The following is a 14,088-nucleotide window of genomic DNA, read 5'->3' on the forward strand; positions in this document are numbered from 1 at the left end:
ATCGCTTACACGAATATCTAAGATAAAGCTGAGACCAAACTTCGTGCTCCGACTCAAAGTCATCAACGCCTCCAGCTCAGCATCAACGAAGAGCGACGCGACTTTACGTGAACGAACTACTGATAGAGTTACCATCCTAGCAAAAAAGAGCTTCCCAGCGTAGATGCTTCTACGCAAAGAGGCTCCTTTGCTTTGCACATATGTCATACGCTCACTTAAGCGGAAATACAGGTCGCTATTTAAGCGAAATCAGCTCTTATCAGCCATCGAGCGGAAATACAGGCCCTTATTAGCCCGATCAGCCGCCGAATACAGCCGAAACCGCTCAAATAGCGAATCGTATTTCCTCTTCCTCGCCAAATCGGCTGTTTTGGGGAGAATAACGGCTTATATTTCCCCTTAGTGGGTTCCCCACACCCAATCTGGAACGTAAGTTTTGTGATCACGAACGGAATGGGTTGCGCTTGTTTCCGCTGTTCCCGCTGTTCCCGCTGTTGTCACCATTACTGCAGCCTGACATCATAAACTACGACGACGGCTGAGTCCCCTTGTTATGCCCCCGGAACGCATTGGGCACGATGCCCGTATGCGCCTTGAACAGCTTGCCGAAATAGTTTTTATTCTCATAGCCAAGCATGTCGGCGATCTGTTCCACGGTTTTGTCCGTAATCTCCAGCAGCTCCTTCGCCTTCTCCATCTTCATCCGCGTCACGTACTCCACGAAATTCTCGCCGGTTTCCTTCTTGAAGAGCCGGCTCAGATAGCTCGGATGCAGGTGCAGATGCGCGGCGGCATCTTCGAGCGATATTTTCGTATGGAGATGGTTGTACACGAACCGTTGGCACTCCAGAATCTCGCGGTTATGCGACTCGCGGTACACCTGTCCCGCCCACTGGATCGCCTGCCGCAAGTAATCCTTCAGCCACAGCTCCAGCTCCCGCACGGACGACAGCTCATGCACGTCATGGTGCAGCAGCTCGGAGGAGAAGGTCGACTGGTAATGCTGCAGGGACTTGAGGCGCATCCGCACATCGAGAATCATCTTCAACAGCCATTCCTTGACCTCCATAGGCCGAAACCGGTGATACTGGATGAAATCGATCCATTTGGACACTGTGCTGTCGATCAAGTCCGACCGTTCGTCGAAGACGACGCTGCGGAACTCATCCAGCGTCTGGGCGTATTCCGCCAACAGCAGCCCCCCGTCGCCGAATCCTTCCCGGATATGCTCCAGCTTCACCACCGAGCTTTCCGGCAAATAAAAGCGGGAACTCCGGGCCTCAGCCATTCGCTTCAACTGATCCTTGAGTGAACGCACATCTTTGGCCGGGCTGCCGGTAAGGAAAGAGAAGGAAATCTTGGCGAATTGCTGCAAGCAGCTTTGCAAATGGCGCAGCGTCTGCTCCATCTTCTGGGTATTGTTAACGTGAATGCTGCCATAGTGCGGAAATAACAAAACAATTTCACCCGTATCGTACGTGAACAGCGTCGTCTCCTTCTGGTCCACCAGCAGCTCTTCAATGATATTCTGCACCGTGTAGTCGAACAAATCTTTGGATTGGAAGCGCTGATTCGCCTCCTTCACCCGGTTGGCGTAACCGAATACAGGAAGCAAGCCGTGCTGCCCGAGCCGAATGCCGAACCCTGCCGCCTGCTGAATCCACTCCTCCGAATCGAACAAAGGCTCATTCACCGTGCTTCGGATAAATTGACGCTTCGACGAGCTCCGGTGGAGCGCCGCTTCTTTCTCGAGCTTGCGGCTCTTGGAGAGCACGTTATCCTCGGCATCCAGCTGCTCCTTCAGCCGCGAGAGCACCTCGGAAATATTCCCGACATTCATCGTTTCCTTCAAAATATACTCGCTCACCGATAGCTTCATCGCTCTCTGCGCGTAATGAAAATCGTCATGGCAGGACAGAATGACGGCCTTCACATGAGGGTCCTCCTCACGGAGGGAGCGAATCAGATCCAGCCCGTTCATCTCCGGCATGCCGATATCGCTGATCAGCACGTCCGCTTTGGCCCGCCGGCCCGCCTCCAGCGCTTCCAGCGGGTTCTCGTAGGTTCCCGCCAGACGAAACCCTAATTTATCCCATGGAATCGCCGTGCTCAGGAATTCAAGCACAGGCAAATCATCATCCACAATCATAACGGAATACATCGTTACCCCTCCTTCCCAATCTGCTGCGGGAAGCGCAGCAGAATCCGTGTTCCTTGATCCGGCCCGCTCTCAATCTCATAATCGAAGCGATGGCCGTAAATGATACGCAGCCGTTCAAATACGTTATGCAAGCCGATCCCCGATAAGGACGGGCTGCGCGGCACATGCGGGTGGTGTGCCGGCACCGACACGAGGTGTTGGCGCAGCTCCGCCAGACGCTCAGGAGCCATACCGACACCGGAATCCCTTACCTCCAGCTGCAGCCGTCCGTCCTCGATGATTCGCGAGGCGATCGTGATCGTGCCCGGCTTGCTCTTCAGCCCGTGAATGTACGCATTCTCGATCAGCGGCTGGAGCAGGAATCGCGGTATTTCAATCAGCAGCGTATCGGAAGCCGCCGAGATGCGCAGCTCCACCCGGTCCCCGTGCCTGGAATTCAGCAGCCGGACGTAATGCTCGATAATCTCAATCTCTTCATGCAGCGGGATATATTCATTATTGCGATTGATCGTCATCCGCAGGAGCGACGACAAGGAGGAGATCAGCTCCGCATTCTCCGAATCGCCTTTCATCATGATCTTCAAGCGGATGGAATTCAGCACGTTAAATAAAAAGTGCGGATTGATTTGCGCCTGCAGCATCGCCAGCTCCGCCATACGCTTGAGCTCCTGTTCGCGCCGGTTCTCCTCCAACATCAGCTCGATGCGGTCGATCATCCGGTCGAACACATAGCCGAGCCGTCCCACCTCATCGACACCGCTGATGTTCGACCGTTCGCCCAGCTGCCCGGATTCGATCCGTACGACCGTCTGGACAAGCCGCGCAATCGGCTTCGTAAGCGTACGCACCATATACAGCAGCACGACGGCAAATAAAACTAAGAAAAACAGCTGAACGAAGAAGTCCGTCTTGCGGAACGATTCGATTTTCTGAGCCGCCGTTTTGTAAGGGCTCATGTTGACGAGCTGCCATTCCGGCGTCACATGGCTGCTCAGCAGAATATAATCTTCGCCTGCCACCTTGACGAACGAGGATCCGTCCTCCTTCGGCAGCTGGTCGAAATACGGAAACGGTGTGCCGATCGTGGAGGAATCCTTATCGACCAGAATGCGCCCCTTCTGATCGACGATCGCCATGATTTCATTATTTTGATATTGATTGAATAAATCTTGCAGCACGCGGGGTTCCAGCCCAACGATCACATACCCGTAGGTGACGTCGTTCTTGCGCAGCGGCTTGGCCGCCGACAGCAAATACGGCTGATTCGTCTCCTGGCTGTAGTTCGGCTCAGCCCCGATCCATTTTACATTATAACCGGATACTTTCTCCACATCGCCAAACCAACTCTTCTTGAAAAAATCCTTCGGATCAAATGCAAAAGTCGTATAGGAGGCCACATACTCCTGATTCGGAAGCAGCACGGTCACATTAATGTTCCCGAAGGGATCAATGACGGTGGTCATTCGCTTGGCGATCGTTTGCTTATATTGCAGAACATCACCTTTATCTGTTCCCTCATTGGCCTTGCCTAATTCCCGAATGGACGGCTGCAGCTCCTCGTCGAATTGAATGAAGTTCATCACATAAATCATATTCTTCATTTGGCTGTTGACGATTTGACTGACAATCCGCATCGATTCGCGCGAGGTTTCCGTTACCTGCGTCCTGACCGCATCGCGAGTGAAGAAGTTGGATACGTTCATGGAGACCAGCGATGGCAGCACGAGACAGACGAGAATCGTGAGCACCAATTTATTGCGTAAAGATAAGGTTCGAAGCCAGCCCGGCACCGCGTTCGCCTGCCTTTCGGAAAAATGGGAAAAAGAGGGGCCCAGGGCCACCTCTTTTCATTATACCAGCAATCGCGATTGCTTACTTGGCGTTGCTCTTACGGATATCTTCGATCTTCGTTTTGGCAGTTTGGATCGTTTTCTCCAAATCTTGTTTGCCTGTCAGGAACAGCTCAACTTGCGTCAAGTACTCTTTCTCTTGCTGCAGAGCATAAGTCGGAGGAACAACCAGTTTCGTCGCCTTGTTCACTTTCAAAGTAGCCAGCAAGGAGTCTTTATCGATCATAGCCACTTGTTCCGGTTTGCCGCTTTTCAGAATCGCATCAACGTTCTTGTTGATATCGGCTTTTTTCCAACCGGAGAAGAACAGACCTTGCGTTTGGATCCCTTCCGTTGTGTACCATTTCACGAAGTCATAGGCAGCTTGCTTGTTCTTGGAGTTCGCGGCGACACCCATGAAGTCAGCGCCTACTTCAGTCAGACCGTTCTCAGCCGTCGCATCCGATTTCGGATACGGTGCGAACACAGTTTTGAACTTCGCATTCTGGGAAAGCTCGCCCACCATCCAGTTACCTGTTGCAAGCATCGCTGTTTTACCGGCGTAGAACACGTCACGGTAAGCCATTTTTTGCGATACGACTTCGAAGTAAGGTACGGATGTTTTGTCCACGTTCTCCATTTTGTTTCTCAGATCAAGGGAGTAACGGACTTTCGGGTTGTCGATATTTTGGGTACCGTCGGATTTCACGAGGTACGGATTCTCCATATCGTTGTTAAGCGCTAGCAGGGCGTAGTCTTTCCAGTTGTGGAAATAAGAGCCGTATTGCTTGGCGGCGCCTTCGCCTTTTGTCATCTTTTTCGCATATTCCGCGTATTGATCCCATGTCCATTCCGTTGGAACCGGAAGCTTCGCTTCATCCAATTTGTCTTTGTTCAGAAGAACGAACCATTCGATCATTTTACCTGGAAGAGCGTAGTACTTGCCGTTCACGACTGGATCCAGCTTATATTCGTCCTTCACCACGATACCGTCTTTTTTCAGGTACTCATCAAGCGGCTCCAGGATGCCTGCGCCTACACGCTGTGCGAAATCGGATGCGCTGGAGTACATCACTACGTCCATTTGCTCGCCGGAAGCAGCCAGAAGATCAAGCTTCTTCATCCCTTCTTGGGAATCGCCTTTCTCGGACATGCTTTCATAGACGACTTTGACTTCCGGATGCAGCTTGTTGTAAGCCTCTACCGTCGCATTCCAGTTGCCTTGAGCTTCCGTGTACCAAGCTTGTACTTTAATCGTTACCGGAGCTTTCGCTCCGCCCGCAGCATTTCCGCTATTAGCCGCAGGCGTTTCACTTTTATTACCGCAGCCTGCAAGCGCAGCACTGATGGCCAACACGCCGCTAAGTACTAATAAACTCTTTTTCATAGGAACCCCTCCACAAATAAGCATTTTGTTTGAAAACCTTTACATGACCGATCGTATCAAACTTGGTGGGAGCACACGAGGCACTTTTTTAACCTCATGCACTCATATTTTGACATCTTTCGACTTAGCCTTTCACGCCGCCCATCGAGATTCCTTCGATAACCTGCTTCTGACCGATGATGAAAATAATCAGCAGAGGCACGATCGCGGATACAGATGCCGCCATGATCAGCGAGTAGAACTCACCGTTCAAATCGGCGAAAGACCGAATACCTAGCGGAAGAGTGAATAAGTCTTTGGTTCTCAGGAAGATCAACGGGTTCTGGTAGTCGTTCCATGTCCAGATGAAACGCAGGATCGCATATGTCGCGATAGCCGGACGAACAAGCGGCGTACAGATCGACCAGAAAATCCGGAGATGGCCGGCACCGTCGATCCGTGCGGACTCCATGTATTCATCATGAATACCGAGATAGAATTGGCGCAGCATGAATGTGCCCAGTACGCTGAAGGAACCTAGCAGAATCAAGCCGAAATGGCTGTCGAACAAGCCAATCCAACGGAACAGAAGGAACTGTGGAACGAGAATCGCTTGGCTCGGAATCATATAGATCGCCAAGATAAGAACGAAGAGTCCGTTACGGCCGCGGAACTTGATTTTGGAGAAAGCGTACGCCGCCATGGAAGACAGCAGCACGGATAACGCCGTCGTCAGTACCGAAACCTTAATGGAATTCCAATAATACAGGGAGAATTTTGTTTCCCAAACCGCTTTATAATTTTCAATCACATTCCAATGCTGCGGGATCCACTGGATCGGATAAACGAACACGTCGGCTTCCGGCTTCATAGAAGCGGAGATCATCCAGAGGAACGGCGACATAAATAGTATGCCAATTACAAGCATGACCAATGTAAGGAGAATTTTTTTCAACTTTTGATTCTTGTCCATCGGGTTTTCCTCCTCCTCTTAGTAGTTCACCCATTTACGCTGTCCGACCCATTGCACCAATGTAATCAGAAGGACAAACACCAGAAGCACAATAGCCATGGCAGACGCGTAACCGGATTGCAGGTTAATGAAGGCCGTTTCGTATAAGCGGTAAACAACCACGCTCGTGGAATTCGCCGGACCGCCGCCTGTGAGGACGGAGATGACATCGAACGCTTTGAATGTGCCGATAATCCCGGTCACGAGCAGGAAGAACGTTGTTGGCGATAAGAGCGGTACGGTGATGCTCATGAACTGCTTGAATTTCGATGCTCCGTCAATGTCCGCAGCCTCGTAGAGATCTTTGGGAATCGACTGCAGGCCGGCCATGAAAATAATCATGTTATACCCGATCGAGATCCAGATCATAAGACCCATCACGCAGTACAGTGCGAAGTCCGGATCTGCCAGCCATTTCGGCGGATTCGCGAAGCCCATGTCCATCAAAACTTGGTTAATCGGGCCGTAAGTCGGGTGGAAAAGCACTTGGAACACAATCGCGACGGCAACGACGCTCGAAATGTACGGAATGAAGTAAACGACTTTAAAGAAATCTTTCAAATAGATTTTCTTGTCGATGAGGACAGCCAGAATCAACGAGAAAATTAACGTCAAAGGAACGACGATCATTAAGATCATGTTATTTTTCAGTGACAAGAGGAAGACGGTATCTTTGAAAAGCTTGATAAAGTTATCTAATCCGAGAAACTTCACCTTGGAGAAGCCGGCAACGAAGTTCCAGTCCGTAAAGCTCAGAAAGAAGGATGCAATAATAGGAAATAACGTGAAAATGAAGAGCCCGAGTACCATTGGAGCGACAAAGGCATATCCGGTCAGATCCTCACGAATCTGCTGCATGGAGATTTTCCTTTTTACTTTTGGTGTAGAAAGGGTGCTCGAGTGTGAGTGTGTATGTGTATTGTTGGCCATCTTTTATTCACCCCAAATGTCGTGTTTTCTCTAGTCTACCCTCTGCACGGGAATCGAGTAAGTCAATTCTTTGACTCATTTGAGTAAAATTTTAACCTGGCACGAATCTTATTTTGACCTAATCAGCAAAAAATCCGCTAAGCCTAGGCCGGCTTAACGGATATTTCCCCTTACTTATTCGCTTCATGCACCTTCAATAGTTTGCCTTTGATCGTCGTATGCTTCATAACCTGGAGCACCATCGGACCTTTGCCGTTCAAAATATCAACATACGACGCCGTATCCCCGATCGAGATGATTCCGATATCGGCTGCCGTCACGCCTTCAATTTTGGCTAGCGTGCCGACGAAGTCTACCGCTCTGATTTTTTTCTTTTTCCCGCCGTTAAAATAGAGCTTCATGATGCCCTTGTTCAGTTCATCGCTGCGATCCCGCTTCCTGACAGGAGTCGCCTGCAGCTTCCGGTCAAAGGCCGGTCTGCCCGCAGCGACTTCTTCCTCGGTCGGAGCGTTCCTGCGCGGAATGGCGAAGCCCAGATAAGCTTCGATCTCCGGCAAGTACCGTTCCTCGCCGGGTGTGAGCAAGGTGATGGCTTTGCCCGTCTTGCCGGCGCGGCCCGTTCTTCCGATCCGGTGGACATAGCTCTCTTTCTCCATCGGCAGGTCATAATTGATGACATGCGTGATGTCCTCCACGTCGATGCCCCGCGCCGCGACATCCGTAGCGACGAGGAACCGGAACTCCCCCCGCTTGAACGCGTTCATCACGAGGAAGCGGTCGTCCTGCACCATGCCCCCATGGATCTCATCGCAGGGATACCCGAGGCCATCCAGCTGCCGGAACAGGTCGTCCACCCGCTCTTGGGTACGGCAAAAAATGATGCCGTTCTCCGGATTCTCCGTCACCAACAGATCCTTAAGGACGTTAAATTTCTCCCCTTCCGTTACGGGAACCAGGGCGTGTTCGATCTGGACCTTGGCCGCTTCCGGCGTCTGAATTTCAATATCGATAGGATCCATCATGTACCGGTGGCACAGTTGCTCCACATCCTGCGGAAGTGTCGCAGAGAACAGCATCGTCGTACGGTCCTCCGGCACCTCGCCGATGATCGCCCCCACCTGCTCGATGAACCCCATCCGCAGCATCTCATCCGCTTCATCGATAACGAGCATCTTCACCTTCTCCAGGTCCAGTGTGCCCTTCTGGATATGATCCAGCACGCGTCCCGGCGTCCCCACGACGACGTGACACTTCTGGTTCAGCTCCAGCTTCTGCCGGGCGAAAGGCTGCTTGCCGTACAGCGCCACCGCCTTCACGCGCTTGAACCTGCCGATGTTGGTTATATCTTGTTTCACTTGGTCCGCAAGCTCCCGGGTCGGCGTCAGGATCAGCGCCTGCGGGCGGTTCTCCTCCCACACCGCCAGCTCGCAGACCGGGATGCCGAACGCTGCCGTCTTCCCGCTTCCTGTACGCGACTTGACCGTTACATCCTTCTCCCGCAGCACAACGGGAATGACCTCATGCTGCACGTCAGTCGGCTCCTCATAGCCCAAACTGTGCAGCGCGCGGATGATCTCCTCGCTCAAACCGTAGTCTGTAAAACGTCTTACCGCCATGAATGAACGCCCTTTCTTCTATAACCTGGCCTTAGCCCCAAAAAACACCCGTGTTGTCCTGATCGACGAGCTGCAGCTGCTTCTCAAAATCAGAATCCGGCGCGATATGATCAACATAATGCCACTTATTCTTGCTGTCTTTCCAATAAAGCGACCATTTATCGGTTTCCATTCTGAACTGCGCGAAATCTCTTTTGGTCCACTCCGTACCTATATAAGGAGGTCTCTCCTCGACGAGCGTCACACTGTTACCTCTAAACTTGTACGCCAACCTTATCTGATCTCTATAAGCTTTGGGTATTTTCTGGTCAACATATCTTTTTAGTATGCTATCGAGACGTCTTTTCGTAAATTCATCCATCATGATCTCCCCCGGAATCATCTTTATTTTTCCCAACTATCTCATAATCTTGCCAAAAAAGCCACCGGAAGCAGCAAACGCGCTTCGGATGGCTTCATATCTGTCACATGTGCCGCAATGCCCGGCTTGATAAGTCCGGGAAGAACGGATACATGGCCTTCCCCCTCAAACTCTTTATACGCCACTTGCAGCGCATCCTTCGGCAGCAGCACCAGGCGCTCGTATAGGGCCCTGGTATTCTCGGTCATACGGCTAGGGTGCGCGCCCTCCAGTTCGCCTGCCGTGATTTCAGCTTCTCATCGACTTGCTCCGCATAGATTCGGAACCAATCTTCCTGCTCGCGGATCAGCCTGGGATTCCTATGGATCGAAGGGCTCCCGGCCACATATGTCTGGAACGTCTGAGGTCTTGTGAACAACGTCTGCAGAACGAATAGCCCTCCCAGCGAGTGGCCGAGTATCGCCTGCCGCTTGCGGTCGATGGCGTAATCGCGCTCGACGCGCGGCTGCACCGCATCGCCTCCACGCTCCGCTTACTTTTATCTTGGTAGAACACGAGCCTCTGCTTAGTCAAATAAAAAAGAAGCTGCCGCGGCAGCCCCTCCGTTTTCTCTCTACCCTTTTTCATTCATGTCTAAAAGACTGCACAGCCTGCTCCAACTTGGCACAGGCTTCTTGGTTCTCAGGCAGCGGCTTATCCGATCTGATCGCCTGCAGCACATGAAGCAGCAAATATTCCGGCATATCCACGTCCGGCGAATTGGCGGTGGCCGCCACGACGAGCTGCAGCTCGGGGATCACAAAGATCCGTCTGCCGCCTGAGCCGGAGGCATAGTACAGATTGTACGGCTTCTTGCCTCCTCGTACGAGCCCCTTCTCGAGCGTTTTGGACCACCAATACAATCCATAACCGCCCTGTGTGCCGTTGCTGTAATTAAGGGTGACACGCTTCTGCAGCGAATCCCGAATCCACGCTTTGGGAATGATCGTTTGACCGTCCCATTCGCCTTCTTTCAAATACAAATAGCCGATCTTGGCCATATCCCGCAGCGTTAAAGCCAACGCCCACGCGCCAATGGTTCGGCCCTGCGGATCCTCGTTCCAACTCACCTGATCGATGCCCAGCGGACCGAACAAGCGGGACTTCGCGTATTCCAGCATAGATTGGCCCGTTGCCTTGTACAGTACAGCTGACACCAAGTGCGCATCGCCGTTGCTGTAATTGAATAGCGAGCCTGGCTCGACATAGCCCGGGCGTCCTGTAATGTACTGCACCCAATCCGGAGAATACATCATCTCGGTAGAGGAGCTTTCGTTCGTATTATCCCAAGCTATGCCTGACGTCATGCTGAGCAGATGCTTGATCGTCATTCTGGACTTCAACCGGTCATTGGCCAGCTCCGGGAAGAACTCCGCCACTTTCTGGTCCGCGCTAATAAGCTTCCGTTCATGTAAAGCAATGCCGACCAGCGCGGAGGTCACGCTCTTGGTTACGGATTTGAGATCCTGCGGCACATCCTCCTGCGTGCTCGCATTGTAAGCCTCGGCAACCAAATACCCGTTGCGGATCACAGCAACACTATGTACGCCTTGGCTGCCGAACATCTCCAACGTTTTGGCCAGCGTTCCTGAGAACATGCCTTGCGCTTCCGGCGTGCTCGTTCTCCAACCTGCGGTCGGCCAATATGCCGCGGTCGACTTTTGTGCGTTTGATGACAGTATGGTTTTACTTTCCGACTTCCATGTAGGTTGCGGGGTTCCGGACATCTCTATCTATCCTTCCGTTTGGATTTAACCCTCTTTTTCTTTTCTTCCTAGCTTACATGAAAAGTATGAAGCAAATATGACGAAAAGCTTAATAAAACCTTAACTTAAGCTGAACATAAGCTGAAATCATGGCCGTAACCGCTCTTATGTTACAATATGCGTAACGACTTCCCGTCACGGGAACCCTTTCGGAGGATGACATGAGCAAACTGATCTTTTTCTTAGGACCTGCGGGAGCAGGCAAAACGACACTGGCGGAGGCATGGGCGCGCAAGCATGGCGGCGCCTTTCTCGATATGGACACGCTGCTGCGTCCGGCGGCGGCGGCCATTATGACCTTGGCCGGGAAAGATCCCGAGGACCGGGATTCCCCGTTTTATAAGCAGCACTGCCGCGATTTGGGCTATCGCATCACGATGGACGCTGCGCTTGAGAATGCCGCCCTGGGCTTGGACGCCATCGTGATCGGACCTTTCACCCGCGAAATCGGCGATCCCGCTTGGCTCGACCGGGAGCTTGCGCGCATCGGGGCTGCAGCGGCTGGAGCGGTTGAAGTGAAGGCCATATACGTTTACCTTCCATCCGACGAAGCTTACCAAGCGCGAATTCGCGCGAGAGGCTCGGCATTGGACGTCTGGAAGCTGGACAATTGGGAGCAGTTCCGGCCTGCGCTGCAGAGAAATGAAATCAAGTGGCCGCTAGATGCGGCATCGCTGCTCTATTTTGACAACTCGGGACCGTATTCGCCGGACAAGCTTGCAAAGCTCGAAACGTTTATTGGGAAATGATGGACGAATGGGACGGACAAAAGAATCGGTTCCCAGGAAGATTGACATTTAAATTGACAATACAATAAATGTAAAGCAATCATCCTAGAACTCAACTTTACAAAATTCCTCATGACGGATAAAATTCAAGTAACAAATCTTTCTGCTCAAGGGGCTATTATTCATATGAACGCCAAAACTTCCATGCAAGACATTGCCGATCGGCTCGGCATATCCAAGAATGCCGTCTCGTTGGCCTTGAATCATAAGCCAGGCGTCAGCGAGGAGCTGCGGATGCGGGTATTCGAAGCCGCCCAAGCGCTGCATTATCCGGCTGAGGCCAAGCCCAAGAAGAAAATGAGCCATCTGCTCGTTTTGGTGCCCGAATCCATCCAGAACGACAAGAGCTGCTACTATCAAGTGTTCTGGTCGATCGAGCAGAGAGCCAAAGACCTCGGCTATACCACCATTATTAGCGGCGTAACCAAGGAGATGGAACAACGCCTTGCCCTGCCTGATCTCTATTACGAGATCGCGTTCGGCGGCATGCTGATCGTCGGCGCCTTCCACCCGGACTATATTCGCAAACTCAGTGCCGCAGGATTGCCGCTTGTCACGGTTGATCATAGCTATGACGGCCTGCAGCTGGACGCCGTCGTAACCGCCAACGCGGAAGAAGCCTACAAGATGACGTCGCACCTGATCCGGCTCGGCCACCGGCGGCTCGGCTTCATTGGCGCATCCCCGATGACGAAGAGCATCAGGGACCGCTGGTACGGGTTCAACAACGCTCTCGCCGATGCCGGACTGGCCGCCGATGAAGCGCACTGCCATCCCGGTTCTGCCTCCAGAGCGTACGAAATGACGGACGCAGCGCGAGAGGAACTGGCTTCATATGTGAATGCGCTGAAGCCCGACGACCTGCCTACCGCGTGGTTTTGCGCGAATGACCGGCTGGCGATCGCGCTCATTCAGCTGCTATCGGCCAAGGGCATCCGCGTGCCGGAGGATGTGTCCGTCGCCGGCTTCGACGATATCGAATCCGCGCAGCTTATCATGCCCCGGCTCACGACCATCCGGGTGCAGCGCGAGCAGCTGGGCCGCGAGGCCGTGGACGTCCTGATCCGGAAGCTCGAGCATGGCGGCAGTCCGGCGAAACTAGCCGTCTTCGGCGAGCTGATCGAGCGGGATTCTTGCCGGCGGATCTGATCGTCAGGCGGAGACTACGAAGAACGTCCCTCGGGCTATGCGCGGGGGACGTTCTTTTTTTGGGGCAGTGATTCTAAAGCCTCGGCCATTGTTAAATTAACCTGCAAGTTATACAATAAACTAAAACATTAAGATTGAGGTTATCTCTATGCATATCGAAGTCTCTACCAAAAATATGGCTTTTCTCGAATGTTTCTCCTCGGAAACACGCGTAAAAATGATCGAGCTCCTGCAGCACGAGTCTCTCAATATCAAGCAGCTCTCGCAGAAGCTCGATATTTCCTCGGCCATCGTAACCAAGCACGTTCAGAAGCTCGAGCAAGCCGGCATCCTCGTCTCCGAGAATACGACGGGCATTCGAGGAACCCAGAAGATCTGCCACCTTAACCTGGAGCAAGCGGTCCTGCAATTCAGGCCCAAGAAGCCTAGCGAGCTCCCGACCAACACGATCGCCATCCCGGTCGGCCAGTACGCCTCCTTCGAGGTCAAGCCCACCTGCGGACTCGCCTCTTCGACCCAACTGATCGGCGTCTTGGACGATCCGCGGTATTTCGCCGATCCCGGTCATGTGCACGCCGGCATTCTGTGGTTCGCCAGCGGCTACGTGGAGTACCGCATTCCCAACTTCCTGCACAGCAATCAGAAGCTGCGCACGCTGGAGATCTCCTTCGAAATCTGCTCCGAAGCACCGGGGTACAACGAGAACTGGCCGTCGGACATCTCGTTCTATATCAATGACGTTCCCCTCGGTTACTGGACGAGTCCGGGCGATTTCGGGGCGCAGCGGGGAATTCTGACGCCCGATTGGTGGAGCAGCAGCAATACGCAGCACGGTCTGTTCAAAGTGATCACCGTCAGCCCCACAGGCTCCTATCTGGACGGCACCCAAATATCGGACACGACGATCCAAGACCTGTCCGTCGCCTTCGGCAAGGATATCACCTTCCGCATCGCGTCGCTGGAGAGCTCCGCCAACTGCGGAGGCATCACCTTATTCGGCAAAAGCTTCGGCAACTACGCACAGGATATCGTCGTCTCGATGCATGAGGACAAATAAGCTTTACGACCTAT

Annotated in this window: 13 protein-coding genes; 3 read left to right on the plus strand and 10 right to left on the minus strand. The window is 52.7% G+C overall.

Translation table 11 applies throughout. The annotated features are described in order from the left end of the window. Positions 1 to 526: 526 nt before the first annotated feature. From J2X61_RS14265 to J2X61_RS14310, 10 genes are all read right to left on the minus strand, one after another. On the minus strand, positions 527 to 2,161 hold the full coding sequence (locus tag J2X61_RS14265; RefSeq protein ID WP_274467256.1) for a helix-turn-helix domain-containing protein: 1,635 nt from the start codon (positions 2,159 to 2,161) through the stop codon (positions 527 to 529). Positions 2,162 to 2,163: 2 nt separating this feature from the next. Beyond that, positions 2,164 to 3,951, minus strand: coding sequence for a cache domain-containing sensor histidine kinase (locus J2X61_RS14270; RefSeq protein WP_274467257.1), 1,788 nt, complete (start codon positions 3,949 to 3,951; stop codon positions 2,164 to 2,166). An 82-nt stretch (positions 3,952 to 4,033) separates the two neighbouring features. After that, entirely contained in the window at positions 4,034 to 5,377 is a 1,344-nt protein-coding gene (locus J2X61_RS14275) for an ABC transporter substrate-binding protein (protein ID WP_274467258.1), read from the minus strand. A 124-nt stretch (positions 5,378 to 5,501) separates the two neighbouring features. Further along, entirely contained in the window at positions 5,502 to 6,329 is an 828-nt protein-coding gene (locus tag J2X61_RS14280) for a carbohydrate ABC transporter permease (RefSeq protein ID WP_274467259.1), read from the minus strand. Between the two features lie 18 nt (positions 6,330 to 6,347). Beyond that, positions 6,348 to 7,226 carry a carbohydrate ABC transporter permease gene (locus J2X61_RS14285; RefSeq protein ID WP_274467261.1) on the minus strand — a complete coding sequence of 293 codons (879 nt, stop codon included), beginning with the start codon at positions 7,224 to 7,226 and terminating at the stop codon, positions 6,348 to 6,350. Positions 7,227 to 7,468: 242 nt separating this feature from the next. Next, the gene (locus J2X61_RS14290; protein WP_274467262.1) at positions 7,469 to 8,914 is read right to left on the minus strand and encodes a DEAD/DEAH box helicase; all 1,446 of its coding nucleotides are present in this window, start codon (positions 8,912 to 8,914) and stop codon (positions 7,469 to 7,471) included. A 31-nt stretch (positions 8,915 to 8,945) separates the two neighbouring features. Further along, positions 8,946 to 9,296 (minus strand): DUF3024 domain-containing protein, encoded by a 351-nt coding sequence (locus J2X61_RS36580; RefSeq protein ID WP_483861667.1) that lies wholly within the window; start codon positions 9,294 to 9,296, stop codon positions 8,946 to 8,948. 20 nt (positions 9,297 to 9,316) lie between these two features. Beyond that, positions 9,317 to 9,523, minus strand: coding sequence for a hypothetical protein (locus tag J2X61_RS14300; RefSeq protein WP_310188497.1), 207 nt, complete (start codon positions 9,521 to 9,523; stop codon positions 9,317 to 9,319). Further along, the gene (locus tag J2X61_RS14305) at positions 9,520 to 9,786 is read right to left on the minus strand and encodes an alpha/beta hydrolase-fold protein (protein ID WP_310188500.1); all 267 of its coding nucleotides are present in this window, start codon (positions 9,784 to 9,786) and stop codon (positions 9,520 to 9,522) included. Before J2X61_RS14305 ends, J2X61_RS14300 begins: the two co-directional genes overlap by 4 nt. A gap of 112 nt (positions 9,787 to 9,898) precedes the next feature. Beyond that, positions 9,899 to 11,041 carry a serine hydrolase domain-containing protein gene (locus J2X61_RS14310; protein ID WP_274467266.1) on the minus strand — a complete coding sequence of 381 codons (1,143 nt, stop codon included), beginning with the start codon at positions 11,039 to 11,041 and terminating at the stop codon, positions 9,899 to 9,901. A 200-nt stretch (positions 11,042 to 11,241) separates the two neighbouring features. Here J2X61_RS14310 and J2X61_RS14315 point away from each other — a divergent pair, with 200 nt between their 5' ends. The 3 genes from J2X61_RS14315 (at position 11,242) to J2X61_RS14325 (ending at position 14,074) form a co-directional block, all read left to right on the plus strand. Next, positions 11,242 to 11,829: a P-loop nucleotide/nucleoside kinase family protein gene (locus J2X61_RS14315; protein ID WP_274467267.1), complete on the plus strand. Its 588-nt coding sequence runs from the start codon at positions 11,242 to 11,244 to the stop codon at positions 11,827 to 11,829. 111 nt (positions 11,830 to 11,940) lie between these two features. Then, a complete protein-coding gene (locus J2X61_RS14320; RefSeq protein ID WP_310188504.1) occupies positions 11,941 to 13,017 on the plus strand; it encodes a LacI family DNA-binding transcriptional regulator in 1,077 nt (358 codons plus the stop codon). A 148-nt stretch (positions 13,018 to 13,165) separates the two neighbouring features. Continuing rightward, positions 13,166 to 14,074 carry an ArsR/SmtB family transcription factor gene (locus J2X61_RS14325; protein ID WP_310188507.1) on the plus strand — a complete coding sequence of 303 codons (909 nt, stop codon included), beginning with the start codon at positions 13,166 to 13,168 and terminating at the stop codon, positions 14,072 to 14,074. Positions 14,075 to 14,088: the final 14 nt, after the last annotated feature.

This window comes from Bacillus sp. 3255 (assembly GCF_031456485.1).
Lineage (GTDB): Bacteria > Bacillota > Bacilli > Paenibacillales > NBRC-103111 > Paenibacillus_E.